Origin of the sequence: Xanthomonas bromi (genome assembly GCF_900092025.1) — a bacterium.
GTDB classification, from domain to species: Bacteria; Pseudomonadota; Gammaproteobacteria; order Xanthomonadales; family Xanthomonadaceae; genus Xanthomonas; species Xanthomonas bromi.
Genome location: NZ_FLTX01000003.1, coordinates 150,563 through 176,331, shown reverse-complemented (window position 1 = coordinate 176,331; position 25,769 = coordinate 150,563). Strand labels below are relative to the sequence as shown.

General features: G+C 64.9%; 21 protein-coding genes, 1 other RNA gene and 6 pseudogenes. 16 read left to right on the top strand and 12 right to left on the bottom strand.

Annotated elements, in window-relative coordinates; genetic code table 11:
- Nucleotides 1-319: 319 nt before the first annotated feature.
- The 5 genes and pseudogenes from XBLMG947_RS01210 to sufT all read right to left on the bottom strand — a co-directional run bounded on the left by XBLMG947_RS01210 (nucleotide 320) and on the right by sufT (nucleotide 5,726).
- Nucleotides 320-1,729 carry a S8 family peptidase gene (locus XBLMG947_RS01210; protein WP_065466020.1) on the bottom strand — a complete coding sequence of 470 codons (1,410 nt, stop codon included), beginning with the start codon at nucleotides 1,727-1,729 and terminating at the stop codon, nucleotides 320-322.
- A gap of 261 nt (nucleotides 1,730-1,990) precedes the next feature.
- Nucleotides 1,991-2,218, bottom strand: a complete 228-nt coding sequence (locus XBLMG947_RS23455; RefSeq protein ID WP_245228088.1) for a PPC domain-containing protein — start codon at nucleotides 2,216-2,218, stop codon at nucleotides 1,991-1,993.
- A gap of 201 nt (nucleotides 2,219-2,419) precedes the next feature.
- A pseudogene (locus XBLMG947_RS23450) lies at nucleotides 2,420-3,320 on the bottom strand (S8 family peptidase); the annotation flags it as partial.
- Nucleotides 3,321-4,020: 700 nt separating this feature from the next.
- A complete protein-coding gene (locus XBLMG947_RS01200; protein ID WP_065466019.1) occupies nucleotides 4,021-5,106 on the bottom strand; it encodes a branched-chain amino acid aminotransferase in 1,086 nt (361 codons plus the stop codon).
- Between the two features lie 65 nt (nucleotides 5,107-5,171).
- On the bottom strand, nucleotides 5,172-5,726 hold the full coding sequence (gene sufT / locus XBLMG947_RS01195; protein ID WP_011036085.1) for a putative Fe-S cluster assembly protein SufT: 555 nt from the start codon (nucleotides 5,724-5,726) through the stop codon (nucleotides 5,172-5,174).
- A gap of 185 nt (nucleotides 5,727-5,911) precedes the next feature.
- Between sufT and XBLMG947_RS01190 the strand changes: the two genes are divergently transcribed.
- The 3 genes and pseudogenes from XBLMG947_RS01190 (at nucleotide 5,912) to XBLMG947_RS20955 (ending at nucleotide 8,472) form a co-directional block, all read left to right on the top strand.
- The gene (locus tag XBLMG947_RS01190) at nucleotides 5,912-6,331 is read left to right on the top strand and encodes a hypothetical protein (RefSeq protein WP_065466018.1); all 420 of its coding nucleotides are present in this window, start codon (nucleotides 5,912-5,914) and stop codon (nucleotides 6,329-6,331) included.
- 326 nt (nucleotides 6,332-6,657) lie between these two features.
- Nucleotides 6,658-6,942: pseudogene (locus XBLMG947_RS01185) on the top strand (SymE family type I addiction module toxin); the annotation flags it as partial.
- Nucleotides 6,943-7,309: 367 nt separating this feature from the next.
- Nucleotides 7,310-8,472: pseudogene (locus XBLMG947_RS20955) on the top strand (XVIPCD domain-containing protein).
- A gap of 30 nt (nucleotides 8,473-8,502) precedes the next feature.
- On the opposite strand, the pseudogene XBLMG947_RS01175 reads toward XBLMG947_RS20955, so the two are convergent.
- Nucleotides 8,503-8,798 (bottom strand): annotated as a pseudogene (locus XBLMG947_RS01175) (proton-translocating transhydrogenase family protein); the annotation flags it as partial.
- 113 nt (nucleotides 8,799-8,911) lie between these two features.
- On the opposite strand from XBLMG947_RS01175, the gene XBLMG947_RS01170 reads away from it, so the two are divergent.
- From XBLMG947_RS01170 to XBLMG947_RS01155, 4 genes are all read left to right on the top strand, one after another.
- Entirely contained in the window at nucleotides 8,912-9,475 is a 564-nt protein-coding gene (locus XBLMG947_RS01170) for an RNA polymerase sigma factor (RefSeq protein ID WP_065466017.1), read from the top strand.
- Entirely contained in the window at nucleotides 9,472-9,822 is a 351-nt protein-coding gene (locus XBLMG947_RS01165; protein WP_065466016.1) for a hypothetical protein, read from the top strand. Before XBLMG947_RS01170 ends, XBLMG947_RS01165 begins: the two co-directional genes overlap by 4 nt.
- A gap of 5 nt (nucleotides 9,823-9,827) precedes the next feature.
- On the top strand, nucleotides 9,828-10,316 hold the full coding sequence (locus XBLMG947_RS01160) for a DUF3106 domain-containing protein (RefSeq protein WP_065466055.1): 489 nt from the start codon (nucleotides 9,828-9,830) through the stop codon (nucleotides 10,314-10,316).
- A 493-nt stretch (nucleotides 10,317-10,809) separates the two neighbouring features.
- A non-coding RNA gene (locus tag XBLMG947_RS01155) (sX9 sRNA) lies at nucleotides 10,810-10,885 on the top strand.
- Nucleotides 10,886-10,937: 52 nt separating this feature from the next.
- Here XBLMG947_RS01155 and XBLMG947_RS23320 read toward each other — a convergent pair.
- The 4 genes and pseudogenes from XBLMG947_RS23320 to XBLMG947_RS01140 all read right to left on the bottom strand — a co-directional run.
- A pseudogene (locus XBLMG947_RS23320) lies at nucleotides 10,938-11,182 on the bottom strand (NAD(P)(+) transhydrogenase (Re/Si-specific) subunit alpha); the annotation flags it as partial.
- 32 nt (nucleotides 11,183-11,214) lie between these two features.
- The gene (locus XBLMG947_RS23315) at nucleotides 11,215-11,370 is read right to left on the bottom strand and encodes a hypothetical protein (RefSeq protein ID WP_181093087.1); all 156 of its coding nucleotides are present in this window, start codon (nucleotides 11,368-11,370) and stop codon (nucleotides 11,215-11,217) included.
- A gap of 511 nt (nucleotides 11,371-11,881) precedes the next feature.
- Nucleotides 11,882-14,248 (bottom strand): DUF1631 domain-containing protein, encoded by a 2,367-nt coding sequence (locus XBLMG947_RS01145; protein WP_065466015.1) that lies wholly within the window; start codon nucleotides 14,246-14,248, stop codon nucleotides 11,882-11,884.
- A 210-nt stretch (nucleotides 14,249-14,458) separates the two neighbouring features.
- Nucleotides 14,459-14,836, bottom strand: a pseudogene (locus tag XBLMG947_RS01140) (DUF1631 family protein); the annotation flags it as partial.
- Nucleotides 14,837-14,900: 64 nt separating this feature from the next.
- Between XBLMG947_RS01140 and XBLMG947_RS01135 the strand changes: the two are divergent.
- The 4 genes from XBLMG947_RS01135 to XBLMG947_RS01120 are packed head-to-tail and all read left to right on the top strand — an operon-like array spanning nucleotide 14,901 to nucleotide 17,782.
- A complete protein-coding gene (locus XBLMG947_RS01135; RefSeq protein WP_065466013.1) occupies nucleotides 14,901-15,476 on the top strand; it encodes a nitroreductase family protein in 576 nt (191 codons plus the stop codon).
- Complete coding sequence (locus XBLMG947_RS01130; protein WP_065466012.1) at nucleotides 15,473-16,459, top strand: 5'-3' exonuclease; 987 nt, start codon at nucleotides 15,473-15,475, stop codon at nucleotides 16,457-16,459. The genes XBLMG947_RS01135 and XBLMG947_RS01130 overlap by 4 nt, the downstream gene beginning before the upstream one ends.
- A complete protein-coding gene (locus XBLMG947_RS01125; protein ID WP_065466011.1) occupies nucleotides 16,456-17,007 on the top strand; it encodes an NUDIX hydrolase in 552 nt (183 codons plus the stop codon). The genes XBLMG947_RS01130 and XBLMG947_RS01125 overlap by 4 nt, the downstream gene beginning before the upstream one ends.
- On the top strand, nucleotides 16,988-17,782 hold the full coding sequence (locus tag XBLMG947_RS01120; protein ID WP_065466010.1) for an N-formylglutamate amidohydrolase: 795 nt from the start codon (nucleotides 16,988-16,990) through the stop codon (nucleotides 17,780-17,782). The genes XBLMG947_RS01125 and XBLMG947_RS01120 overlap by 20 nt, the downstream gene beginning before the upstream one ends.
- Before the next feature lie 198 nt (nucleotides 17,783-17,980).
- Here the strand turns inward: XBLMG947_RS01120 and pip are convergent, their stop codons facing one another.
- Both pip and prmC read right to left on the bottom strand, forming a co-directional pair.
- Nucleotides 17,981-18,922 (bottom strand): prolyl aminopeptidase, encoded by a 942-nt coding sequence (pip, locus tag XBLMG947_RS01115; RefSeq protein ID WP_065466009.1) that lies wholly within the window; start codon nucleotides 18,920-18,922, stop codon nucleotides 17,981-17,983.
- A 363-nt stretch (nucleotides 18,923-19,285) separates the two neighbouring features.
- Complete coding sequence (gene prmC, locus XBLMG947_RS01110; protein WP_065466008.1) at nucleotides 19,286-20,140, bottom strand: peptide chain release factor N(5)-glutamine methyltransferase; 855 nt, start codon at nucleotides 20,138-20,140, stop codon at nucleotides 19,286-19,288.
- A gap of 201 nt (nucleotides 20,141-20,341) precedes the next feature.
- Between prmC and ahpC the strand changes: the two genes are divergently transcribed.
- From ahpC to XBLMG947_RS01085, 5 genes are all read left to right on the top strand, one after another.
- Complete coding sequence (ahpC, locus tag XBLMG947_RS01105) at nucleotides 20,342-20,905, top strand: alkyl hydroperoxide reductase subunit C (RefSeq protein ID WP_065466007.1); 564 nt, start codon at nucleotides 20,342-20,344, stop codon at nucleotides 20,903-20,905.
- 215 nt (nucleotides 20,906-21,120) lie between these two features.
- Entirely contained in the window at nucleotides 21,121-22,713 is a 1,593-nt protein-coding gene (gene ahpF, locus XBLMG947_RS01100; protein ID WP_065466006.1) for an alkyl hydroperoxide reductase subunit F, read from the top strand.
- 91 nt (nucleotides 22,714-22,804) lie between these two features.
- Complete coding sequence (locus XBLMG947_RS01095) at nucleotides 22,805-23,746, top strand: LysR substrate-binding domain-containing protein (RefSeq protein ID WP_065466005.1); 942 nt, start codon at nucleotides 22,805-22,807, stop codon at nucleotides 23,744-23,746.
- Between the two features lie 404 nt (nucleotides 23,747-24,150).
- Nucleotides 24,151-24,591: a nucleoside diphosphate kinase regulator gene (rnk, locus tag XBLMG947_RS01090; protein WP_065466004.1), complete on the top strand. Its 441-nt coding sequence runs from the start codon at nucleotides 24,151-24,153 to the stop codon at nucleotides 24,589-24,591.
- Nucleotides 24,592-24,642: 51 nt separating this feature from the next.
- Nucleotides 24,643-25,611, top strand: coding sequence for a transaldolase (locus XBLMG947_RS01085; protein WP_065466003.1), 969 nt, complete (start codon nucleotides 24,643-24,645; stop codon nucleotides 25,609-25,611).
- The last annotated feature ends 158 nt before the right edge of the window (nucleotides 25,612-25,769 follow it).

Below are 25,769 nucleotides of genomic sequence, written 5' to 3'. Positions count from 1 at the left end.
TCTGGCAACTCGGATGGCAACGCGCTAACGCCAGTGCGATGCGCCGTGCCCGATGCGCGGGCATGCAGATGGTGCATGCCTCACGTGGGGTGGCTATCGGCGTGCTACGGGGGCACTGAAGCAGCCACGCCGTGCGGGTGGACGCTTCGTTCAGCCATCGCTGCCCGCGCTGTCTGGCGGCCCGATCATTGCCGCCGCCCGAACGCACACTGCCCCACCGAAGCGGGGCAGTGCAGATTCTCCAATCACCGACAGCGGCGTCGGGGAAGACCCGACGCGATACCGGCACAGCGCCGGCATCGCGGTCGTCGGTGCCCTCTTACTGGGTCTGGCTAACCGCGCCGGCCGCATTGACGATGCCCGCACCGCAGCCGCCCGAGCAAGCGCCCGGCAGCGGACGGGCAGTGTTTTTCAGCAGCGTTTCCACCGCCGCAGGCGTCAGCGGACGGCTGGCGGCCGACTGCACCAGCGCGACCACACCGGCCACATGCGGGGCCGCCATCGAGGTGCCGTCGTAGCTGGCGTGGCTGGCCAAACCCGGTGTGGTGGTGCCGCTGTTCAAGGTCGACAGGATCGCCGAGCCCGGGGCGGAGATGTCGATGACGGTACCGAAGTTGGAGAAGTTCGACCGCGCACCGGCCGAGGTGATCGACGCCACCGAAATCACGTTGGCGCAGCTGGCCGGGACGAAGTTGGCCACGTTGGCATTGCTGTTACCGGCCGCCACCACCACGGTGGTGCCGCGCGACACCGCGCTGTTGATCACGTTCTGGTAGGTGCTCGAACAGGTGCCCCTGGCGCCCAGCGACATGTTGATCACTTCGGCCGGGTTGGCATTGGCCGGCACACCGGACACGCTACCGCCCGAGGCCCACACGATCGCATCGGCGATGTCGGAGGTGGCGCCGCCGCACGCGCCCAGCACGCGGATCGGCAAGATGCGCGCATTGAACGCGGTGCCGGCCACACCGGTGCTGTTGTTGGTGACCGCCGCGATGGTGCCGGCCACATGGGTGCCGTGCCAGCTGGAACTGGACGACGGCGAACCGGAGAAACATTGATTGGCCGTGATCCAGTCGCCCTGGTCGGCCGGATTGCTGTCACGCCCGTTGTTGTCGCGCGCACGCGTGGCATCGCTGATGAAGTCGTACCCCGGCAGCACGTTGGCGTTGAGATCCGGATGACTGGTGATGCCGGTGTCGATGACCGCCACCACCACGCCGGTGCCGGTCGCGGTGTCCCAGGCCGGGCGCACGTTGATGCTGGCAGAGGAGGTACCGAAGCCCCATTGCTCGGACAGACGCGTGTCGTTCGGGGTAAGCACCGGGTACATGATCTGGTCGACTTCCACATAGTCCACACCGGGGTCGGCAGCGATGCGGCGCATCAACGTTTCGGCTTCGGCACGGTCCAAATTACGGTCGGTCTTGAGCACTTCCGAACCCAGGGCAGTGCGACGCACGTGGTTCAGGCCCAGCGCACGACCAGCGCGTGCCGGCATTGCACTGGCGACGGAATTGAGCGATGCGCGCATCGACGTCGGACTCACCGCCGCACTGGAGCCGTCTTTGTATTTGACGATAAAGCGGTCCAGCGTGGGCTGCGAATCCAACCCGGAGAGATTGACCTGACCGGCGAACGCCGGCACGGCCAGCAGGGACGTCAGTGCGGAAACACCCAGAACTACCAGCGCGCGCGTCGGCGCACGGGATTGCGACACAGTGGACATCGATCGTTCCTTATTGGAGAGGTGCCGCAGCTGCGGCGAGAGGGCCGGCCTTCGCCGCATGTCGCGGATCGGGACCGGAAACTGCACGGGCGCCAGGCCCGTCGCAACGACTGACCGGAGTTCCTTCCGGCCGAGTGACAACAGTTCGCCTGCGCCTGCCGAAGCGGCAGACCTGGGCGAGATTTCGCAGATCAGGTGAAGCGACGAGGGAAGCAGCGTTCCCTGGCGGCATGACCAGGGAACGCACCGGCGATCCCGCGTTTAGTAGCTGGCTGTCAGCGTCACGCCGGAGAACGTGCTGTAGGCCTTGATCCGCACGTAATAGGTTCCCGACGGCGACGCAAAGCTGCAGGTTTCGGTATTGCCATCGAGGTACGGACGGCAGTTGTAGGCACCGTCGGTCGGCACGCTGCCGGCCCGCACATACAGGTCTGCATCGCCGCTGCCGCCACTGGTGGTGACCGTCAGCGTGCCGCTGCCGGCGGGCACCGTGATGGTGTAATTCAACTCCGCGCCTGCAGTCGCACCAAGACCGGTCACCGGCGTGCCATTGGTCAACGTGTTGCCGGTTCCGCCACCGCCACTGCTACCGGCGATGGCCGCCGTCACTGCCGCATCGGCATTGACGATGCCCGCGCCGCAACCGCCCGAACAGGCGCCCGGCAAGGCGCGCGCGGTGTTCTTCAGCAGTGTTTCCACTGCGGCAGGCGTCAACGTGGTCGGTGCAACCGACTGCACCAGGGCAACCACGCCGGCGACATGCGGTGCTGCCATCGAGGTACCGTTATACGTAGCCGGCGTTGCCCGGCGTGGTCGTGCCGCTGTTGAGTGTGGACAGGATCCCCGACCCTGGCGCGGAGACATCGATTCCGCTGCCGAAGTTCGAATAGCTGGCCTTGGCACCGGCCGAGGTGGTGGCCGCCACTGCGATCACGTTGGCGCAGTTGGCCGGCAACGAACCGGACACGTTGGCCGCACTGTTGCCGGCCGCTACCACCACCGTAGTGCCGCGCGAGACCGCACCGTTGATTGCGCTCTGCATCGTGGACGAACAACTGCCGCCGCCGCCCAGCGACATGTTGATGACTTCGGCCACGTTGGCATTTGCCGGCACACCGCTGACGGTGCCGCCGGACGCCCAAGTGATGGCATCGGCGATGTCCGACAGCGAACCACCGCACCGCCCCAGCACGCGTACCGGCACTACCTCGGCATTGAACGCAGTGCCGGCCACACCGGTGGTGTTGTTGGTCACCGCCGCCACCGTGCCGGCGACATGGGTTCCGTGCCAGCTGGAATTGGACGTCGAGCAGCCACTGGTCGCGTTCCAGTCGCCTTCGTCCGCAGGATTGTCGTCGCGCCCGTTGCCGTCGCGTGCGGCGGTGGCATCGCTGATGAAGTCGTAGCCAGGCAGGATGTTGGCGTCGAGGTCGGGATGGCTGACGATGCCGGTGTCGATCACCGCGACCACCACGTTGGCGCCGGTGGACTTGTCCCAGGCCGAGCGGATGTTGAGCCCGGCGTTGGTGGCGCCGAAGGCCCATTGCTCGGAAAGGCGAGCGTCGTTGGGGGTGAGCGTGGCATGCAGCATCTGGTCCACTTCCACGCTCTGCACGTTTGGATCGGCGGCCAGCTGGCGCATCAGGGTTTCGGCTTCGGCGCGATCCAGCGCGCGGTCGGCGCGGACCAGCTCCGGTCCCACCGCCAGGCGGCGCACGCTGTTCAGACCCAGCGGCTTGCCGGCTTTGGCCGGTAGCGCACGCGCCGCTGTGCGCAGCGAGTTGGTCAACACGCTTGCGCGACTCAGGGCGCTGCTGCCGTCCTTGTAGGTCACGATGAACTTCTGGTGGGTTTGTGCGGTGGCCAGGCCATCGAGGTAAACATCACCGGCGAAAGCCGGCGTTGCCAGCAGAAGGGAAGTCAGTGCCGAGGCACCCAGGATGCAGAGCGCACGGTGGCGCGGACGAAACGACGCGTTGGACATCGAATTCCCTTCCAGTCAAGAGAACCGCCGAAGCGGTAGTTCCGGAACCGCCGCAATGGCGACTGCCCCAGAGGCCCGAATCGCCCCTGTTATCGATTCGTTCAGCGAAGCTATCCCAACCAAACCGAACTCGACAATGCGAAGTTGGTATTTTTTTAAATAAATTTCATTTACGTGATTCCTATCACATTCGACTCATACCGAATTCGACGCATTTCCCGTCGAAAAGCGCGTTACTTGCTATCACGCACACAAAAAAGCCCCCGCGCTGACACGCGGAGGCCATTTTTTGACGGAATATGTCGGCTTACGACAAACGCACTAGCCAGCCGTGACGATCTGGCACACGTCCGTACTGGATTTCGGTCAGCTCCCGGCGCAGCGACATGGTCACCTCACCCGCCGGGGCGGACAGATCGCCCACCGCAAAGCCGTCGCCCTTGAGCTCACCGATCGGGGTGACCACTGCCGCGGTGCCGCAGGCGAACACTTCAGCGATCTCGCCAGACGCCACGCCCTGTTGCCATTCGTCGATGGACACCTTGCGCTCGACCACGCGCATGCCACGGTCGCGGGCCAGCTGCAGGATGCTGTCGCGGGTGATGCCTTCCAGGATGCTGCCGGACAGTTCCGGCGTCACCAACGTGCCGTCCTTGTAGACCAGGAACACGTTCATGCCGCCCAGTTCTTCGATGTACTTGCCTTCCACCGGGTCCAGGAACAGCACCTGCGAGCAGCCCTGGGCCTGGGCCTTCTGCTGCGGCAGCAGCGAAGCGGCGTAATTGCCACCGCACTTGGCCGCTCCGGTGCCGCCCTTGGCCGCACGCGCGTACTCGGTAGACAACCAGATCGACACCGGCGCCACGCCCTTCGCGAAATACGGGCCGGCCGGGCTGGCAATCACGTAGTACGAGGCCTTGTGCGCGGCGCGCACGCCCAGGAAGGCCTCGTCGGCAATCATGAACGGGCGGAAATACAGGCTGGTTTCCGGTGCCGAGGGCACCCAGCCGGCATCCACCGCCACCAGCTGGCGCAGCGATTCGACAAACAGGTCCACCGGCAATTCCGGCAGCGCCAGACGGCGCGCAGAGCGCTGCAGGCGCTCGCCATTAGCCTGCGGGCGGAAGGTCCAGATCGAGCCGTCGGCATGCCGGTAGGCCTTGATGCCTTCGAAGATTTCCTGGCCGTAATGCAGTACCGAGGCGGCAGGGTCCAGCTGCAGCGGGCCGTAAGCACGCACTTGGGCGTCGTGCCAGCCCTGCTCGTTGTTCCAGGAAATGGCGACCATGTGGTCGGTGAAATGCAGCCCGAAACCGGGCGCGGCCAGGATCACGGACAGTTCGTCGGCACTGCGCGGCGACGGGGAACGGGTGGAAGCGAAGGACACGGACACCGGAAGATTCCTGTATGGCGGGCGGTAAGGGCGCGGCGCCAGCCCGTGGACATGGCGCCTGGCGATCAGAGCATGCCGGTCTCGAGACGGGCCGCTTCGGACATCATATGCCGGCCCCACGGCGGGTCGAACACCAGTTCGACATCGGCTTCGGCGATGGTTGGGATCATTTCGACCTTGCTGCGCACATCGTCGACCAGGATTTCGCCCATGCCGCAACCAGGAGCGGTCAGCGTCATCTTCACGTCGACCCGGCGCTGGTTGTCTTCTTCGCGATGGCTGACCACTGCCTCGTAGACCAGCCCGAGATCGACGATATTGAACGGAATTTCCGGGTCGAAGCAGGTACGCAACTGCTGCCATACCAGCGCTTCCACTTCCTCGTCGCTGGCGTTCTCCGGCAGTTCCAGCCCCGGCGGGGCCTCTTTGCCGATCGCATCGCCATCCTTGCCGGCGATGCGGAACAGGTTGCCTTCGACGAAGACGGTATAGCTGCCACCCAGCGCCTGGGTGATATAGCCGTAACTGCCTGCGGGCAGGGTCACCGAATCGCCCTGCGGCACCATGACGGCATCGCAATCGCGTTCGAACTGGACGGGTTCGCTGCTACGGGAGTACATGGGCTGGATATGGGGCCGCGCAAGTCGCGCGCAAGTCGGCCATTCTAGCCGACCACGACGGCATCGCTGCCGGCCACTGCACCCGTGGGCAACGACGCTGCCTTCCAGCGGCCGCACTGACGTGGCGTGCCATGCGTCGCAAACGCCGGCTTGCGCCTATCATGTGCGCACTGTCAGGAGCTCCAATGCCGCCCACCACCGCGTCCGCCAGAACTGCCCACTGGCTCTGGCCCCCGCTCCTGCTGCTGGGATGCGTCACCGCCCTCATTGCCTGGCTGCTCATCGCACTCGCCCTGGGCAACCAGGCCGGCTGGATGGCCGTGGTCACCGCGCTGGAGATCGTCTGGATGCTGCGCCTGGGCACCCTGCACGCCGGCCGTTTGCGCATCGGGGTGGCCGTGGTGACAACGGCGCTGATCATCGTCGGCACCAACTGGGGCATCGCCTCGGCGCAACTGGGTGGACCACTGGGCCTGGACCCATGGACCTCGGCGCAAAAAATGGGTCCACGCCTGGCCTGGACCCTGCTGCAACTGGCCACCAATGCATTCGATCTGCTGTGTTATTTCGCAGCGCTGGTGCTGGCCTGGTGGGCCGCGCGCTGAGTCAGGCGATGAAGAGCACGGCTAGTTTGCTGCAGGGCCCTTGCCGCCCATCATCGCGGGACACGCTGCAAGTACGTCCATGTAAGCTTCTTGACCGGACCCATGCCGCCAAGGGTCCCGCGCCGGTGAGCGAGCAACGACCCGTCGAGTTGGTCGGCGTGCAGAGATCTCAATCAAGCCGCTAGGAAACTGTCTGGTGAGTGTGTCCTGGCCGACTGCGGGACCGTTGGCGGCATGGATGCGGCATATAGCCCCCACATGGACGGGTTCACGGCGTGTCCTGCGAGCGGTGTACGTCGCGGCCGACCAAATACAAGTTGCTCCCCATGCAGTCGCACGACCCGGACGCCTTCCCGCAAGGCCCCGGCAGGCTGTGCTCCCGCTCTCGCCGCGCCCGCCGCCCGCGCCAATGCACCGTCAGCGACACCCATTACCCCGGTGCCCACGACCACGCCGGCGACCAGCACGTACCCCATATCCGCCTCAATGGCACATGGCTGGAACAACCGGGCTTTGCTGCCGGCACCAAGCTGCGCATCACCGCCAGCGAAGGGCAACTGCTGATGGAGGTATTGCCGCCGGTGGAGGTACCGGCCGAGGTGTGCGACGTGTGGCATGCCGCTTGCGGCGGTGATGCGACGGCTGCCAGAGGCCTTGCGATTGACCCTGGTGCCGGATGCCACTAGCGTCGCAGCCACACCAGCGCACAACGGACGCTTCATGATCGCGCGCGCTCTACGCCTTTTACAGGGTGTGCTTGCCGCGTCGCCGGTCTTGCTTGACCAATTCAATGACGCGGTCTCCAAGCAACGCGTGCTCAGCCTAAAACCTCTGACCGACCCGAATGCCGGCGGAACATTCACACCAGATGAGCATTCCATCCGGCTACCGCTGTCGAGGCTTTCCAATGGGCCTGGTGGAAAGTTGCTTGATTCGGGGGATCTGACGTTTGTGCTGGGGCATGAACTGCAACACGCCATGTACAGTCCGACCGCAGCTGCTTTCCGTAAGGCGTTCGAAGCCGCAGCGTGCAGATAGCCAAGACCACGCACAACTATTCTGATGCAGCCGAGAAAGTTCTTTCAAGCAACCGGGGCGATGAAGCAAATGCAGAAATTGCAGGCTGGAATGCAACCGTCAGTAGGGTGAAACAAGCAAATCCCCATGCTTCCTTGGAAGATATTTATCGGGAAGCACCAGGTCGTATGCACGACTTCATTGATCGCACTGGCGGTATGCCGCAATTCAATTACGCGCTCAAGTCAAACCTTACGTTGAACGCAGATATGGCGATGCCCGTCACTGCTGCCAACGTCGAGGCAATGGGGACAAACTTTTTCGATAAAGATGCCAAGAGCACACGCATCGGCCATACGGGCCAGTCCGACTACGCCAACCACTACGGCCCGTGGGTGGTTGGAACAGCTGCCATCTACGAGCGCCACTACAACAAGCCAAAGCCCGGCGAGCCAGAACAGCAGATGATTCTGGACATGCGACGTCTGGGATTTAAAGAAGACATACTGGAGCGAAACGGCATCGACCTGGGCAGCAATACGCGCCCGATGCCCTACCTCGACAGCAGCACGCAGCCACCGGCGCCCGGCCTGTTCCAACACAGCAAAAATACGCACCTGCATATCTCGCCCATCACTGCACGCGAACTCGAACAGGAGTTGCGGGAACGTGATCCTCAATCGCCAGTGCCATCGGCTCAGCTTCTTCCGTCAGACCCCGGCCATGCGGATCACTCGCTTTACCAACAGATCAAAGGCGGGGTGCAAAAGCTCGATACCGAACATGGCAGGGAATGGGACACATCAAGCCAGCGCATGACGGACAGCCTGCTTGCGCTGGCAAAAGATGAAGGGTTGTCGCGGGTGAACCATGTCGTGCTCAACAACCCAACACCTCAGCTGGCCGGTGGCGAGAAGGTGTTCGTGGTGCAGGGTGCGCTCAATGAGCCGGCACACCAGCGTGCCCATATGCCGACCGTGGAAGCCGTGCAGACGCCAGAGGCCCAGTCGTTCGATCCTCTACAGGCAACCAACCAGAGTCAGGCACAGGCGCGCGAACAGCAGCAGGCGTTGGAGCAGTCGCAACAAGCCATCACCCAGGCTGGTCCGTCGATGACGCGCTAAGTGTGTCCCTACGCAAGAAGTGAATAGCCTATCCCCGCCCGGCGGCTTCTTGCTCGACTTGAACCTCTCCAGCATGCGCTCGGTGACCACGTAGCCGCCCGCCGCGTTGCCCGCGCCCAGCGCTACTGCGACAACCCCCAATGCGTTTCCAGCGTCGTATCGGCGTGACCGGGCACCACCATCGTGCCGATCAGCAGGCTGCCGTGGATGAAATTGGACCCGGACATCAGCGGGGTATGCAGGATCACCGGCACCCGCGAGATGATCACGTGGCCGGCGATGGCCGCCAGCATGAAGATGTACAGCGCTACGAACCCGTCGCTCATCGTCGATCGCTCCACTGGCGGGTGCGGCCCGCCGATCCTGCCCATCCACAGGCCATGTCAACCGGATCGCCCCCCAACCGTTGACTTCGTATCGTCTCCGCGGAAGCTACGCTGTGCTGGTGGGAACTCCTTTCGATCCAAAACCTGCCGCACCGGCCACCGCCGCGCCGGTTTCGCTGGACGCTTTCCTGGCCGGTATCGGGCCGCGTGCGTTCCGCTTTGCCGAGGCCGGTTTGCGGCACCGCGAAGATGCCCTGGACGCGGTGCAGGACGCCATGGTCAAGCTGCTCGGCTACCGCGAGCGACCGGCCGAGGAATGGACTCCGCTGTTCTGGAACATCCTGCGCAGCCGCATCATCGACCTGCAGCGCCGGCGCAGCTTTCGCCTGAAGTTCTGGGCACCGGCCGAGCGCAGCGATGACGAAGGCCCCATCGATTGGGCCGACCCCGGCATGGGACCAGTCGGCGAACAGCAGCATCAGCAGGCCTACCAACGGCTGGTCGATGCATTGCGCACACTGCCTGCGCGCCAGCGCGAAGCCTTCACCCTGCGCGTGCTCGAAGACCTGGATGTGGCCACCACCGCCAAGGCGATGGGCTGCTCCAAAGGCTCGGTCAAAACCCACCTGTCGCGCGCCCGCGACGCGTTGCAAAAACAGTTTGAGGATTTCCTGTGAACCGCTCCCACGATCCGGCCCAGTTCGATGCGCAGCTGCGCCAGCTGCACGCCACTGCGCTGAGCAGCCTGCCGCCGCAGACATTGGCGCGGCTGCGCCAGTCCCGCCATGCATCGGCCACCACGCGCAGCCGGCGCGGCTATTGGTGGTTGGCCACCGCGTGCTCGGGTGTGCTGGCGATCGGCATCGGCCTGCAGCTGCCCCCAGGCGAGAGCGCCCCGTCCGGCGCCGCCCCGCCCCAGGTGGTTGCCAGCAGCGGCGCCACCACCGATACCGACGACCTGCTCACCCAGAACCCGGACCTCTACGTCTGGCTCGGGTCCGACACCGCCCTGGCCATGGAATGAGCACGATGACCCACACCACCCGCCTGTTGTTGACCTTGCTGCTATGCGCTGGGCCGTGCGCCTTGGTGCTGGCCCAGGACCGCCCACCCGCAACTCCGTCGGGCGCGCCCGTGGACGGGCCTGGCCCACGCGGCCAGGGCCCGCGCGACGCGACCCCAATGCCGGAGTGGGATCAGCTGACCCAGCAGCAACGCCAGGTCATGATCGATGCGCTGCGCGAGCGCTGGAACGACGTGCCCGAAGAACGCCCCAGGATGTACCGGCACGCCCGCCGCTGGCTGGACATGACACCCGAGCAGCGCAAGCAGGCCAAGGCCGGCATGGATCGCTTCCGCAACATGACCCCGGAGCAACGCCGCGAGGCCAAGGCCTTGTTCGACCGCATGCGCACGCTCAACCCGCAACAGCGCAACGAACTGCAGCAGCGCTGGCAGAAGATGACCCCGGCCGAACGTAGCACCTGGTTGCGCGAGCATCCGCCAGTCGAGGACTGAGGTTTGCGCGGAAGCGCTGCGGCGCAGATGGCGTGCCGCTGTGATCGATCAAGCACCGCGTATTGCGGTTGTGGACGGTTGCCATCCATCAGGCGTCAGGCTTGCATCGTGCAGCGCACTACCCACTGCGTGCGGCCATGCGCCGACTGCGTGCCGCTCTTATCTTGCGCGCGCTGCGCGCGCGACGCCGCGTAACTCCGGTCACACAACCAGTTGCAAGACGTCCGAGCAACCAACACACATGCCGACAGAACGTGTGGGCGTCGATGATTCCAGCGCGTCATTGATTGCAACGCGCACTAGGAAATAACCACCCGCGACAATCCCCACCGGGTTGCGGGCAAGTCATCCGCACCGGCTTGATATCACTTCACCAGGCGCCGTGGACCGTGTTCGGATGATTGCTCGCGCCGTGTGTTCTGCTATGCCGAAGAGCATCTAACGCAACGACTGTGCGGCCGGCAGGCAGGCGCGGTCGGTACTCGGAATCGGCATGTACCACTTGGACACTCCGGTTCCCGCACGCGGCACGTACCCACCTGACGAACGCTCGCGAGGTTTCGTGAGTCGCCCTAAGTCCTGCTCGCTGCCTGCGCCGACTACCGTGCGTTGACCAGCAACTCATTCGTCCCAATCGACGATCAACGCGCCGTCCTTGATCAATAAGGCGGCGAATGCGTACACGTTGCGCGCGAACATCTCGCTGGCGCGCACTGCGCCCTGGCTGGCCAGATGGAGCGGGCCGGCGATGACCCCACCGTCGAGATCGTACGTCTCGCCGGGCGGGTGGTCGCACAATTGCCATCGGTTTCTTCCGCCAGATCCACGATCACGCTGCAGGCGCGCCTACCGCGCGCCATCTCGGTGTCACGATTTTTCATGTGTCGATGGGCGGCACCTACACGCACACCACCACACCGGCCTGCAAATACGCATCGTTGTCCATGCTGTTGGCACGGCCGGCTTCCGGCTCGATCCCCGCGCTGGCGCCGAGCGCGACCAATTCTTGCCCGTGTCCAACGTCGCAGCCACGCAGCGGTCGCCATCGGCCCATTCTTTCAGCACCTGCACAGCCATGTGTTGCTCCGGTCTTGGACCCGGTCGCGGCGATGCCGGCAGAGCGCGGCACGCGCGCCGGTGGCGACGCCGCAGGTCATTCGCCGTCCAGGCGCTGACGCCGACGTTGGGCGCGCTTATCCATCGCTGCCGCAAGTGTCGCTCGCAACGGGGCACTTGGTGCAGGATGACGAGAGTCCCGCAGCTTCGCCCAGCGCCGGGCCGAATCGCCCTGAACGAGCGACGTCGTGCCTGTTTCACGCAGACGGACCGGCACGACAGCGGCACCACGCGCAGATCAGGTACGTCGCCGGCGAACCTGCTCGAACTCACCCATTACACCGCACGCGTGACCGCCCTATCCCACAGCGCAATGATCGCGCGGCCGCAACGGCTCGTTAGAAAACAATCGCCGGCCTGGGCATGAAGGCCACAAAGCGTTTCGACACGGAACGCGCTTCCCAACCGCTAACGCGCACCCTTGCGGCTGCACACGCGCGCTGGCTGGCTCAATGCACCGTAGTGTTGTGCAGCGGGTCCAGGCGGTCGATCACGCCTTGCATCGCGCTGTCGAAGGCGCCGTCGTTGATGTGCTCGCGCAGGCGGCCCAGGCGCACCATCACCGCCAGCTCTTCCGGCGAAGCAACGCAGAAGCGCACGCCACGCCGATTGACGAACAGCAGACGCTGGGAAATCGGACTCACCCACGACAGCTTGCCGGCCTGTACCTTGCCGTCCTTGTCGACGAAATCCAGCCAGGTGCCGCTCTCCATCGCGCGAAAACGTTCGGCATCGGCGCTGTCGATGCTCTGCGCCATCGCTTCGGCGCCGAGCACCACGCTGACGCTTTCTGCGGCCGGTGGCGGCAGATTGACCTGGGGCAGTTCCGGCAAGGACTTTTCCAGTTCCGGGCGCGCCTCGGCAATCGCCTGCAAGGTGTCGTGCAAGGCAGTGATCGCCACGATCACCGCATCGCCGTGCAGGCCGATGCTGGCGAACGCGCGGTGCAACGCCGGCTGCCAGACTTGCAGCCAGGGCTTGCCGACGATATGGCGGCGCGCTTCGGCCAACTCTTCCAACACGCCGTCGGCCAGTGCCAGCGCCTCGATGGTGCCGGGACCTTCGTCGCCGTCGCGCAGGATCGCCATGGTCAGATGATGCAGCCAGGGCTGGCGCAGGAAATCGTCCACCGCCTTGGGCAGGCCCGCGCCTTCGGGCGCGCGCTGTTCCAGCTCCGCCAGCGCACGGCTGCGGGCCAGTTCGAGCTTTTCCTGCCCGCGCTGCGTTTCGGTGGCACGACGCTCGGCAATTTCCACCCGGCGCCGGTGCTGCGACAGGAAGTCGCGGAATTCTTCTTCCAGGGTGAGAAAGATCGCCAGGTTCTCGTTGAATTCGGCGACCAAGCGGTCGACGATTTCTTCGACCTTGCCCATCAGCACGCGCTCGGCAGCGCTGTCGCCGTTGTTGCCTTCGCAGGCTTCGGCCAGCGAGTTGAGCAGGCGTCGCGCGGGGTGGCTCTTCTGCACGAACATCTTGCGGTCCAGCAGTGCGACCTTGACGAACGGCACCACCAGGCGGCTGATCGTGTCGCGCGAACGATTTTCCAGATCGCGCTCTTCCAGCATCACGTCGAACAACATGCCCACCAGGTCGATGGCATCTTCGTCCATCGGATCGAGTTTTGCGGTGGCCGGGTCCACGCCCAGCCGCGTGGCGCTGGACAGCACTTCGTTCTTCAAACGCTGCGCCAGCGATTCGTCGTCGTCGCCGATGGCCGCCTGCAGCGTCGCGCTGGGCGTGGCCTGCAGCAGCGACAGCACCGACATCATTTCGCGCTGGCTCAACGGGCGTTGCTGACCTACCGCGACCGTTGCTGCGGACGCTGCGGTGTCGCGCACGCTGCGGGTCTGCTGCAGCAACTCGTGCAGCGCTTCGAGCAGCATGCCCTGGCTACCGCCCGGATGATCGGCCTCGCCGTCCATGCCGCCAGCACTGCCGTCATCGGCATGGCCGCGCTGGCTCGCGGCCTGCATGCGGCCGCGGCTGTGCGCCCAGCGGTCCAGAAACCGGTTGGCCCAGGCCGGTGCGTACTGATCGGCCTGATCGTCGTCGCCCATTTCAGGCTGACCGCCCTGGGGCCGCGCCTGGGGCCGCGCCTGGGTGCGCGCCTCGGGCGTGTCGCCACGCGGCGGCATGCGTGGCTGCGCGCGCTTGGCCGGCGACATCTCCGGCATCACCCCGGCCTTGGCCAGGGTCTCGTCCAGACGTGCGTACAGCTTGCCGATAGGCTCGGCCAGATCGCGCTCGCACAATTTGATCAGCACCAGACGCACTTCCGGTGCCAGGTCGCAGATGGCGAAGGCTTCGTGGATCGCCACGCCCAGGTGTTCCGGGCCAATCGGGTTGGTATCGGCCATCAAGTCGAGCCCACCGGCGATCCAGCCCAGGCGGCGGTCGACCCGCGCCAGCACCTGCTTGAAATCGCGCAACAACACGGTGGCCAGATTGCGCACCGCCAGCCGCGATTCCAGCACATGCTCGGGCACCAGACTCAGCGGGCCGCTGCCCATTTCGCCAGCCAGCACCACCTCGGCCGACAACGGCGTGCCGAGCACCAGCGCCTGCCAGCCGTCTTCCAGCTGTTGGTGGAACTGGCTGCCAACCTCTTCGCGCTTGCGGCGCAGTTCGCGCATGCCATCGAGAAACAGCAACTGCGACGCACCAGCGGATTCGGCACGGTCGAACAGCACATCGTCGAAATGCGCGACTGCGGCAGCAAACACCTGCGCGAGCGCAGGCACGAACACGTCATGCGCCTGTTCGAGCAAGCGTTGGTCACGGCCCGGGTGTCCCGACGGACTGGGCTGAAAAGTCATGCGCAAAGGCTCCCCGCCTCTGCAGGCGTGAAAATTTTCAAACGAGGAAAAGCAGACGCGGCCCCAAATTCCGCTTTTGCATGGTAGGCGGTCCGCTCGCTTGTTAAGTGTGACTCATTTCTCACTTTAATTGAGACCGCCCGGGTTTGCGTGTCAAGCAGCCATCCTAGCTCGCTGGATCGCGGTGGAGCTTGTTTGCCAACATTCTCTTCCCGCGTGGGTTAAGGCTTTCGTTTGGCGGGCTCTTCCACGCGAGCCACCACGCCTTCCCTGCCACGCCTGGGCCAGATGCACGCGAAACCGCTCGGTGATCGGTTCGCATTACTGGCGCAGGGTCTGGATCGCCTCCATGAAATCGTTCTGCGCCGCACCCGCGTGCGCCGCCAGCCAGAACAAGGCCTCGGCCAGCGCGTCCTGCACGTCCACACACGCATCGACTAACGGCAACAGCAGCACTTCGCGCACCTGCTCGAGCGGATCCAGGTTGCGGCTGGGCAGCGTTCCGGGGGCACAAACTGGATCGTCGGACAACGCACTGCACAGGCACGGGGAGCTTGGCCGCAGGGGACACTGGCCGCGGCAAGTCATGATGCGGCGAGCGTTGGGAAGGGGCCGTCTATAATTCAATGCCTCATTGCCCCGATCCGAAATCATGCACGCACCGTATTCGCTCCAGGCGCTGGACGCGCGCCGTTCGGTTCCCTCCAAACAACTCGGCGCGCCCGGGCCGGATGAAGACACCCTGCTGCGCATGCTCACCTCGGCCGTGCGCGTGCCCGACCACGGCAAGCTGGTGCCCTTCCGCTTTCTGCGCATCAGCGGCGATGCGCGGGACGCGCTGGGCAATTTCCTCGTCGAGCGCACCCTGGCCGCCGACCCGCTGGCATCGCCGTCGGCCATCGCCAAGGAACGTGGACGCTTCAGCGACGCGCCGCTGGTCATCGTGGTGATTGCCTCGCTGCGCCCAGAACACAAGGTGCCCGTGCAGGAGCAGCTGTTGACCGCCGGCTGCGTGTGTTTCGCGTTGTTGCAGGCCGCGCAGGCGCATGGCTTCGGCGCGCAGTGGTTGAGCGCGTGGATGGCCTACGACCCGGCGGTCACCGGGTATCTGGGCCTGGAAGACAACGAACGTATCGCCGGCTTCATCCATATCGGCACGCCACGCATGCAGGTGCCCGAGCGCGAGCGTCCGGACCCGCGTGCGTTGCTGCGCGACTGGACCCCGTGACCACACCGTCCATCCCGCTCGACGCTGCCCCGTTGCCAATCCAGCGCCCAACCCCGCTGTATCTGGTGGACGCCAGCTTGTACGTGTTTCGTGCCTGGCATTCCATCCCGGACGAATTCCAGGACGCGCAGGGCTGGCCGACCAATGCGGTGCACGGGTTTGCGCGTTTTCTGCTGGACTTGCTCGAACGCGAAGACCCGCAGCACATCACCATCGCCTTCGACGAGGCGCTCGACAGCTGTTTCCGGCATGCGATCTACCCGGACTACAAGGCCAACCGCACGCCTGCGCCGGATGCGTTGCGCCGCCAGTTCGCGCATTGCAAGGCGCTGTGCGCCGCGCTCGGGCTGAGCGTGCTGGCCCACCGCGATTACGAGGCCGACGACTTGATCGGCAGCGCGCTGCACAGCGTGCGTGCGCATGGTCTGCGCGGGGTGATCGTGTCGGCCGACAAAGATCTGTCGCAGTTGCTGCTCGAACATGACGAACAGTGGGACTACGCACGCAACCAGCGCTGGGGCATGCACGGGGTGAAGGCGCGCCATGGTGTGCATGCGCACCAGATTGCCGACTACCTGGCGTTGTGCGGCGATGCCATCGACAACATCCCCGGCGTCACCGGCATCGGCGCCAAATCGGCGGCGGTGCTGTTGGCGCACTTCGGCAGCCTGGATGCGCTGTTGGAACGCATCGACGAAATTCCATTCCTGCGCCTGCGCGGCGCGGCGCAAATGGCGGTGCGGCTGCGCGAGCAACGCGAACATGCGCTGCTGTGGCGGCGACTCACCACCATCGCGCTCGACGCGCCGCTGGCGCTCACCGAGACCGGCTTCACACGTGCAACAGCCGATGCAGACATGCTGGCCAGGTTGTGCGAAAGCCTGCGCTTCGGTCCGTTTACACGCCGCCGTCTGTTGGCAGCCAGCACTGGCGCACCCGCACCGTCTCCTCCTGTTTCCCTTGCACAAGGTCCGCATCCATGAACCGACACGACACCCCGCCCACCGTGGTCTACGAAGGCAAGTATCAGCGCATGGTCGTGCGTGGCACCTGGGAGTATTCCGAGCGCGTGCATGCCGGTGGCCTGGCCGCGATCATCGTGGCGGTGACGCCGGACGATGCGATGTTGTTCGTCGAACAGTTCCGCGTGCCGCTGCAAGCGCGCACCATCGAAATGCCGGCCGGTCTGGTGGGCGATGTGCATGCCGATGAGTCGATCGAACTGTCGGCCATTCGCGAACTGGAAGAAGAAACCGGCTGGACTGCAGCGCATGCCGAAGTGCTGATGATCGGCCCCACCTCGGCCGGCGCCAGCAGCGAGAAGATCGCCTTCGTGCGCGCGACCGGCCTGCGCAAGGTCGGCGCCGGTGGCGGCGATGCCAGCGAAGACATCACGGTGCACGAAATCCCGCGCGCGCAGGTCGGCGCCTGGCTGGTGCAGAAGATGGCCGAGGGCTATCAGATGGACCCCAAGCTGTGGGCCGGGCTGTATCTGGTCGATCATGCACTGGATGGCACCCCGCGTGGTTGATGCAGCAATCGAGCCATTGCTTGGTGCCGACGATCCGGCGCCATTGACTGTGTACAACCCGCAGGCGGCATCGTCATGGCTGTTGATCGCCGACCATGCCGGCCAGCGCGTGCCGGCGCGGTTGGCCAACCTGGGCCTGCCGCAGCACGAACTGGACCGCCATATCGGCTGGGATATCGGCATCGCGGAAGTCACCCGTTTATTGGCCGATGCGCTGGATGCCTTCGCCATCGCCCAGACCTATTCGCGTCTGGTGATCGATTGCAACCGCCCGCACGACGCCCCCAGCTTGATGCCGCCCGTCAGCGACGGCACGCCGGTTCCGGGCAACCAGCACCTCACGGCCAGCGACCGCCAGCACCGTATCGACGCGATCTTCGTGCCGTATCACGCACGCATTGCCGCCGAACTGGATGCACGTGCACAGCGCAATCAACCCACGGTGTTGGTGTCGATGCACAGCTTCACCCCGGTCATGGCCGGCACTGCGCGGCCCTGGCATGCCGGCGTGCTGTACCACCGCGATACGCGGCTGGCGCATCGCCTGTTGCAGGCGTTGCGTGACGAACCCGACCTGGTGGTGGGCGACAACCAGCCGTATGCGGTCAGCGACGCCACCGATTACGCCATCCCGGTGTATGGCGAAGGCCGCGGCCTGCTGCACGTGGAGCTGGAAATCCGCCAGGACCTGATTGCCGATGCGGCCGGACAACAGGCCTGGGCAGCGCGCCTGGCGCGCATCCTGCCGCTGGCGGATGCATTACGGGTGCGTTGAGCATCCGCGCTGAGCGGCTGCATCGCTGACGCGTCGAACATCCGCAGTCTGCATTAGCACGCTGGCGCACAATGAAGCCTTGCCGGACATGCTGCATCGCGCGCCAGCGCGTTCCTATGGCATGCATGCTTGGGCGCATCTTGCAGATTGCTCACGCACATCGACCGGAGCGAACTCTGGTCGATGCGCCTGTATCACTTACGCAAACCCATCGGTCGCACGCACCAATGCATCGACGTTTTCCGGCTCGAAGGCCGAATGCCCAGCGGCCGGGCTGATCTGCAATTGCGCCTTCGGCCATACCTTGTGCAGGTCCCAAGCACTTTGCAGCGGGCACACCACGTCGTAGCGGCCGTGCACGATCACACCGGGAATGTCGGCAATGCGGTGCGCGTCGCGCAGCAACTGGTCTTCGACCTCGAAGAAACCACCGTTGACGAAGTAATGGTTCTCGATGCGCGCGAACGCCAGAGCGAAGTGCGCGTCCTCGTGTCCGGTGACGAAGTCCTGATCCACATGCAGGAAGCTGGTGGCGCCTTCCCACACGCTCCAGGCCTTGGCTGCCGCCAGACGCGTGGCCTCGTCATCGCTGGTGAGGCGACGGTGAAACGCGGACATCAAGTCTGCGCGTTCCACCGGTGGAATCGCGTTGACGTAATGCTCCCAGGCATCCGGGAACAGCCGGCTGGCGCCTTGCTGATAAAACCATTCCAACTCGAAGCGACGCAGCAGGAAGATGCCGCGCAGCACCAGCTCGGTGACCTGCTGCGGATGGGTCTGCGCATAGGCCAGCGCCAGCGTGGAGCCCCAGCTGCCGCCGAACACCTGCCAGCGGTCGATGCCCAGATGCGTCCGCAGCCGTTCGATATCGGCCACCAGATCCCAGGTGGTGTTGTCGACCAGATCGGCATGCGGCGTGGACCGGCCGGAACCGCGCTGATCGAACAGCACGATGCGGTACTTGGCCGGGTCGTGGAAACGCCGCATCTTGGCGTTGCACCCACCGCCAGGGCCGCCATGCAACATCACCACTGGCTTGCCTTGCGGGTTGCCGCACTGTTCGAAATACAGCGTGTGGCGGTCGTCGACCTTCAGGCTGCCCTGCTCGTAGGGGGCGATGTCGGGATAGAGCGTGCGCATGCGTCGGTCCTGGGCGAAAACCCGCATTGTATCGGCCGGCGGCGGGAGGCACTGCCTGCGGCGGACCGTGCCGGGTAACGGCAGATGTCGTGCTCCATCACCGGGGCGTTGCGCCGAGATGGCTGGCAGCACCATTTGCCGCGCAACACGTGACCGGTACCGCCACCTATCGACCTGGCCGGACAGTGGGCCATGGCGCGCCACCAGCGTGCGTGCTCAAACGGCCAGCGTGGTGGAGCCGCGCATCTGCAGTCTGCGCATCCTGCCGCTTTGCACACCCATGCGCTGTCGAAAGGCCCGCGCTCGGCGTTCCGGCACTCACGCCAGCGGAACCTCTGGCACTGAAGCTGGCCGGTGCTACCGTCAGCCCATGGCAGCGGTTTCCCAGCAACCCAGGCTCACCCGGTCGCGCTGCTCAAGGTCCTGGTGCGTGGCGACCTGCGCAAACCCACGCGCGCGCAGCAGCTCGGCCACCGCCTCGCCCTGATCCCAGCCATGTTCGAGCAGCAGCCACCCGCCGTTGCACAGATGCGCCGGTGCATCGGCCACGATCCGGCGGATGTCCTCCAGCCCGTCGCTACCGGAGGCCAGTGCGCTGGCCGGCTCGTGGCGCAGATCGCCCTGCGCCAGGTGCGGGTCGCCGGCGGCGATATACGGCGGGTTGCTGGCGATCAGGTCGAAGCGCTCGCCTGCCAGCGGAACGAACCAACTGCCGTGGCGGAACTGCACGTTCGCCAGGCGATGACGATCGGCGTTGCGCCGCGCGATGGCGAGCGCGGCCGCACTGGCATCGGTGGCGATCAGCTGCGCCTGCGGGCGTTCGCTGGCGATGGCCAGGGCGATCGCGCCACTGCCGGTCCCCAGATCGGCCACCCGGCGGCCAGCGGCATGGTCCAGCCGCTCCAGCGCCCGTTCGACCAGAACTTCAGTGTCGGGGCGCGGGATCAGCGTCGCCGGCGAGACTTCCAGCTCCAGCGTCCAGAAACCGCGCGAGCCGATCAGATAGGCCACCGGCTCGCCGGCCTCACGGCGCTGCACCAGGGCCTCGAAGGCCTGCGCCACCGATAGAGGCACCACATCGCGCCCGTGCATGAACAACCAGGCGCGATCACGCCCCAGCGCATGCAGCAGCAGCGCTTCGGCATCGCAGCGCTCAATCCGCTCGGCAGCCCGTCGTAGCTGCTGATCGGCGGGAATAGCAGCGAGTTCGTCGGACATACGGGCTGTTCATTGATGCGCAATATCGGCTGACCATTATCGACCATGGCGTACGCCGGGGTTGTGCCGGATGCCGCCTGAAGATTCGATAGCCTAAGCCTATTTATGCAATTCCATCAATCGATTTGAGGAATCTATCGGTCCTGCCTACCATGGCGACTGTTCCATCCCCAGCCCCTTTTCATCGCACGAGGAAACGCAATGTCTCTCATCAACACTCAGGTCCAGCCGTTCAAGGCGAATGCGTACCACAATGGCAACTTCATCGAAGTCACCGAAGCCAGCCTGAAGGGCAAGTGGTCGGTGCTGATCTTCATGCCGGCCGCATTCACGTTCAACTGCCCGACCGAAGTGGAAGACGCCGCCGACAACTATGCTGCCTTCCAGAAGGCCGGCGCCGAGGTGTACATCGTCACCACCGACACGCATTTCTCGCACAAGGTCTGGCACGAAACCTCCCCGGCCGTGGGCAAGGCGAAGTTCCCGCTGATCGGCGACCCGGCCCACAAGCTGACCCGCGCATTCGGCGTGCATATCGAAGAAGAAGGCCTGGCCCTGCGCGGCACCTTCATCATCAATCCGGAAGGCGTCATCAAGACCCTGGAAATCCACGACAACGCGATCGCCCGCGACGTCACCGAGACGCTGCGCAAGCTGACCGCAGCGCAGTTCGTGGCCAACAATCCTGGCCAGGTCTGCCCGGCCAAGTGGAAGGAAGGCGCCAAGACCCTGGCTCCGTCGCTGGACCTGGTCGGCAAGATCTAAGCCGGCTGTCACCTCCGATCTGTCGTCAGATCGGAGCATCTCCGGCCCAGTACGGGCCGGGGGTGAACCGGAGCCGGTGCCGGGCTGCCCGCCAGCCATCGCCAGCACGCATTCCCGACATCGCGCCGGCTGCGGTTCATCTCCTCCTCCCCGGCGACCTGCATCTGATTGCAGCGACGCCACGTCTTCCCCTTGCCCATTCCCAGGAGTTCTCCATGTTGGATGCCAATCTCAAGACCCAGCTGACCGCCTACCTGGAACGGGTGACGCGGCCGATTCAAATCAACTCCTCGATCGACGACAGTCCCGGCTCGCGCGAAATGCTCGAACTGCTGGAAGAATTGGTACTGCTGTCGGACAAGATCAGCCTGGACATCCACCGCGACGACAACCAGCGCAAGCCGTCGTTCGCGCTGACCACGCCGGGCCAGGACATTTCGCTGCGCTTTGCCGGCTTGCCGATGGGCCACGAATTCACCTCGCTGGTGCTGGCGCTGCTGCAGGTGGGTGGCCACCCGTCCAAGGCGGCTGCCGAACTGATCGAGCAGGTGCAGCACCTGGATGGCGATTACCAGTTCGAAACCTATTTCTCGCTGTCGTGCCAGAATTGCCCGGACGTCGTGCAGGCGTTGAACCTGGCGGCCGTGCTCAACCCGCGCATCAAACACGTCGCCATCGACGGTGCCTGGTTCCAGGACGAAGTGGAAACCCGTCAGATCATGTCGGTGCCCACCGTGTACTTGAACGGCGAGCTGTTCGACCAGGGCCGCATGACGCTGGAGCAGATCGTCGCCAAGCTCGACACCAACGCTGCCAAGCGCGATGCGGCGAAACTCGCAGCGAAAGACGCGTTCGATGTGCTGGTAGTCGGCGGTGGCCCGGCTGGCGCGGCAGCAGCCGTGTACGCCGCACGCAAGGGCATCCGCACCGGTGTGGCCGCCGAACGGTTCGGTGGGCAGGTGCTGGACACCATGTCGATCGAAAACTTCATTTCCGTGCCGGAAACCGAAGGCCCGAAGATGGCCGCCGCGCTCGAGCAGCACGTGCGCCAATACGAGGTGGACATCATGAATCTGCAGCGCGCCGAGCAGCTGATTCCTGCCGGTGCCGATGGCCTGATCGAAATCAAGCTGGCCAATGGCGCTTCGCTCAAGAGCAAGACCGTGATCCTGTCCACCGGTGCGCGCTGGAGGCAGATGAATGTGCCCGGCGAAGATCAGTACAAGAACAAGGGCGTGGCTTATTGCCCGCACTGCGACGGCCCGCTGTTCAAGGGCAAGCGCGTGGCGGTGATCGGCGGCGGCAATTCGGGCGTGGAAGCGGCGATCGATCTGGCCGGCATCGTGGCGCATGTCACGCTGGTGGAGTTCGACGACAAGCTGCGCGCCGATGAAGTGCTGCAACGCAAGGTGCGCAGCCTGCACAACGTGCGCATCATCACCAGCGCGCAGACCACCGAAGTGCTCGGCGACGGACAGAAGGTGACCGGCCTGGTCTACAAGGACCGTACCGGCGGCGATATCCAGCACATCGATCTGGAAGGCGTGTTCGTACAGATCGGCCTGCTGCCCAACACCGAATTCCTGCGCGGCACGGTAGCGCTGTCGCCGCGCGGCGAGATCATCGTCGACGACCGCGGCCAGACCGATGTGCCTGGCGTGTTCGCCGCTGGCGACGCCACCACGGTGCCGTACAAGCAGATCGTGATCGCAATGGGCGAAGGTTCCAAGGCGGCCCTGAGCGCATTCGATCATCTGATCCGCTCCAGCGCACCGGCCACTGCCGACACTGTGGCGCAGGCCGCATGAGCGAGCGCCTGCTTCGCGCCCGGCCAGCCCGGACGCGAAGCTCGCAGCACGCTCCCGTCGTTCCCAGTCACCGCAATGAAGGGTGCTGCATATGAATCTGCGTGACCTGAAATATCTGGTAGCCCTGGCCGACCACAAGCACTTCGGCCGCGCTGCAACGGCGTGTTTCGTGAGTCAGCCAACGCTGTCCACCCAGATCAAGAAACTCGAAGACGAGCTTGGCGTGTCATTGGTGGAGCGCGCCCCGCGCAAGGTCATGCTGACTCCGGCCGGCCGCGAAGCCGCGATGCGTGCGCGCAGCATCGTGGCCGAAGTGGAACAGATGAAGGAAGCCGCCCGCCGCAGCCAGGACCCGGAAGCGGGCACCGTGCGTCTGGGCATCTTCCCCACCCTTGCACCGTATCTGTTGCCGCATGTGGTGCCGCGCATCCGCGAGCGTTTTCCGCGCCTGGAACTGCTGCTGATCGAAGAAAAGAGCGACCAGTTGATGCACCAGTTGCGCGAAGGCCGCCTGGATGCCGCACTGCTGGCGCTGCCATTGCAGGACGACCAGTTGCATGCCGAATTCCTGTTCGAAGAACCGTTCGTGCTGGCAGTGCCGGAAGGTCATCCGCTGTCGCGCCACGACAGCATGACGCTGGACGATTTGTCCGAGCAGCGGCTGTTGCTGCTGGAAGATGGCCACTGCCTGCGCGAACAGGCGCTGGATGTCTGCCATCTGGCCGGCGCGATGGAAAAATCCGAATTCCAGGCCACCAGCCTGGAAACCCTGCGGCAGATGGTGGCCGCCAATGTCGGCGTGACCCTGCTGCCGCTGCTGGCAGTCAAACCGCCGGTGGCCCGCTCGGAAAACATCCGCCTGATCCGCTTCCGCGAAGACAAGCAGCCCAGCCGCCGGATCGCGATGGTCTGGCGACGCAGCTCGGCGATGACCGCGTTTCTGGAGCAGCTGTCGCAGCTGTTCAAGGAATTGCCCGATAGCCTGTTCGCGCTGGATCAGTCTGCGACAGGACCGAAAGCAGTCGCGGCTTAGGGAATCGGGAATCGGGAATTAAAAAAGCGCAACACGGCTGCGGCTGGTTTACGCGGGGTTGTCGGGGATTGAAGAAGCGGCGCGAGAGCGTCGCTTTTTTGTTTGTCTGATGCAGGCAGATCACATGCGTTAACACCATGTGGTCATGCCCTTGCGCCAGACATTCACCTCGCCGCTTTGCGGTTGCGTTGGTCGCTCGCGTCACTCGCCTGGACTTGCAATCCGGATCCGAGTGTTTGATTGCGTACGGCACCGATCACACAGCGGGCTCAGCAGCGATCGTCGCTGATTGTCGCACCGAAGGCCTGCAGTCTTCAGGCTCTGCATTGCGATCGATCCAGGGTGCCCTCATCTAGGCGATTCTGGCTGCCATTCCGGCATGCCGTATCCGTCAGGAGACTGCCATGACTTCGCACCACCGCAGCGGCTTGCCGCCCTCCATCCTGGTCTCCAGCCACGACCTTGCCCGGCTGGAAGCCCTGCTCGATTCCCAAGCGTTCAACAAGCATCCCGCCGCCACTGCGCTGAGCGATGAACTGGGCCGCGCACGCGTGCTGCCGCCCGACCAGATTCCTGACGATGTCGTCACCATGCACTCGCGCATCGAATGCGAAGACGAGCTGCATGGCGAACGGCATACGCTCACCCTCGTGTACCCGCATGAGGCCGATGTGCAGCACGGCCGCATCTCGGTGCTGGCGCCGGTCGGCAGCGCCCTGCTTGGCCTGTCGGTTGGCCAGAGCATCGATTGGCGCACGCCCGATGGACGCGACCTGCGCCTGCGCGTAACGGCCGTGCACGATCAACCCGCAGCGGCGGGCGACTTCCAGCGCGCGGCGCGCTAACGTAGCGCGCTGCGCCATCCCCGACCCGTTCCACGATTCGAGAGAACCCGCATGACTGCATCCCCCTCCAAGCTTGCCCAACTGCGCGACCTGTCCGTGGTGGTTGCCGATACCGGCGATTACGACGCCATCAAGCGCCTGAAGCCAGTCGACTGCACCACCAATCCCACCCTGGTCAAGAAAGCGCTGGACCTGCCGGTCTATGCCGATCTGATCGAGAGCGAACTGGCCTGGGGCCGCGAGCACGGCGGCGACGATCGCATCGCCACCGTCCACGAGGTCGCCGACCGCCTGACCATCGGCGTGGGCGTCAAGCTGGCCGAACTGGTGCCGGGCCGCGTGTCCACCGAGGTCGATGCCGACCTGGCCCACGACACCCAGGCCACCATCGCCAAGGCACGCAAGTTCATTGCGATGTACGCCGAGCGTGGCGTGTCCAAGGACAAGATCCTCATCAAGATCGCCGCGACCTGGGAAGGCATCGAAGCCGCCCGTCAGCTGCAGACCGAAGGCATCGACTGCAACCTGACGCTGATCTTCAACCGCTCCCAAGCCCTGGCCTGTGCAGAAGCCGGCGTCTTCCTGATTTCCCCGTTCGTGGGCCGCATCCTGGATTACTACGTCGCCCAGGGCCAGACCCCGGCCAGCATAGATGAAGACCCGGGCGTGGTGTTCGTGCGCACCGTCTACGAAGAGTTCAAGCGGCGCGGCTCGTCCACCGTGGTGATGGGCGCCTCGTTCCGCTCCACCGCGCAGATCGAAGCGCTGGCCGGCTGCGACCGTCTGACCATCTCACCGGACCTGCTGGAAAAGCTCGACGCCGAACACGGCGAGTTGCCACGCAAACTCTCGCCGTCCAAGGCCGACAACGCCCAGATCACCCCGATCGACAGCGACAGCTTCGCCTCGGGCCTGGCCGCCGACTCGATGGCCACCGAAAAGCTGGCCAGCGGCATCGACACCTTTGCCAAGGACTTGCAAGCACTGCGCAAGACCATTGCCGACAAGCTCGCTGGCTGATACAGCAGCGCCTTGTTTTGCGACACAACGCCTGCAGCGTCTTGGCTGCGGGCGTTGTCGTTTTCGGCTTGGCGTTGTGGATGGAATGAACAGCCGAAGCGATGTGTACGCAGCGATACCGACCACCGATGCGTGCGGCCTGACGGTTGCGGGCCGTG

Excerpts from the sequence above, each read along its gene's own strand:
- XBLMG947_RS01095 (WP_065466005.1), top strand. The coding sequence starts at position 22,805 with ATGAATCTGCGTGACCTGAAATATCTGGTAGCCCTGGCCGACCACAAG.
- ahpC (WP_065466007.1), top strand. The coding sequence starts at position 20,342 with ATGTCTCTCATCAACACTCAGGTCCAGCCGTTCAAGGCGAATGCGTAC.
- XBLMG947_RS23315 (WP_181093087.1), bottom strand. The coding sequence starts at position 11,370 with ATGGGCCGATGGCGACCGCTGCGTGGCTGCGACGTTGGACACGGGCAA.
- XBLMG947_RS01190 (WP_065466018.1), top strand. The coding sequence starts at position 5,912 with ATGCCGCCCACCACCGCGTCCGCCAGAACTGCCCACTGGCTCTGGCCC.
- pip (WP_065466009.1), bottom strand. The coding sequence starts at position 18,922 with ATGCGCACGCTCTATCCCGACATCGCCCCCTACGAGCAGGGCAGCCTG.
- XBLMG947_RS01125 (WP_065466011.1), top strand. The coding sequence starts at position 16,456 with ATGAACCGACACGACACCCCGCCCACCGTGGTCTACGAAGGCAAGTAT.
- XBLMG947_RS01135 (WP_065466013.1), top strand. The coding sequence starts at position 14,901 with ATGCACGCACCGTATTCGCTCCAGGCGCTGGACGCGCGCCGTTCGGTT.
- XBLMG947_RS01120 (WP_065466010.1), top strand. The coding sequence starts at position 16,988 with ATGGCACCCCGCGTGGTTGATGCAGCAATCGAGCCATTGCTTGGTGCC.
- rnk (WP_065466004.1), top strand. The coding sequence starts at position 24,151 with ATGACTTCGCACCACCGCAGCGGCTTGCCGCCCTCCATCCTGGTCTCC.
- prmC (WP_065466008.1), bottom strand. The coding sequence starts at position 20,140 with ATGTCCGACGAACTCGCTGCTATTCCCGCCGATCAGCAGCTACGACGG.
- XBLMG947_RS01085 (WP_065466003.1), top strand. The coding sequence starts at position 24,643 with ATGACTGCATCCCCCTCCAAGCTTGCCCAACTGCGCGACCTGTCCGTG.
- ahpF (WP_065466006.1), top strand. The coding sequence starts at position 21,121 with ATGTTGGATGCCAATCTCAAGACCCAGCTGACCGCCTACCTGGAACGG.
- XBLMG947_RS01210 (WP_065466020.1), bottom strand. The coding sequence starts at position 1,729 with ATGTCCACTGTGTCGCAATCCCGTGCGCCGACGCGCGCGCTGGTAGTT.
- XBLMG947_RS01160 (WP_065466055.1), top strand. The coding sequence starts at position 9,828 with ATGACCCACACCACCCGCCTGTTGTTGACCTTGCTGCTATGCGCTGGG.
- sufT (WP_011036085.1), bottom strand. The coding sequence starts at position 5,726 with ATGTACTCCCGTAGCAGCGAACCCGTCCAGTTCGAACGCGATTGCGAT.
- XBLMG947_RS01145 (WP_065466015.1), bottom strand. The coding sequence starts at position 14,248 with ATGACTTTTCAGCCCAGTCCGTCGGGACACCCGGGCCGTGACCAACGC.